A 242-nucleotide genomic window follows, 5' to 3' on the forward strand; every position below is an offset into this window, starting at 1 on the left:
GCTTAGTGATGGTCAAAATTTAATAGCTGAAATTTTGCCATTTGGCGCAATAATAAAAAGCATTAAATTTAAAAAACAAGAAATGACGCTTAGCGTCGATGACCCTCAATACTATCTTGAAAACCCATTTTACTTAGGCGCTACAGTAGGTCGATACGCTAATCGTATTGCAAAAGGGCGTTTTAGCTTATCTGGTACGCAGTATCAACTAGAGGCAAATAACGGTCCTAATAGCCTACATG

General features: G+C 37.6%; 1 protein-coding gene. It reads left to right on the forward strand.

Annotation, left to right across the window (positions count from 1 at the left end; all coding sequences use genetic code 11):
- Window positions 1–242: aldose epimerase family protein (locus AAEY80_RS14810; RefSeq protein WP_502945564.1), on the forward strand; the 242-nt coding region annotated here is incomplete at both ends.

It is taken from the genome of Psychrobacter sp. 78a-MNA-CIBAN-0178 (genome assembly GCF_040309625.1).
GTDB classification, from domain to species: Bacteria; Pseudomonadota; Gammaproteobacteria; order Pseudomonadales; family Moraxellaceae; genus Psychrobacter; species Psychrobacter okhotskensis.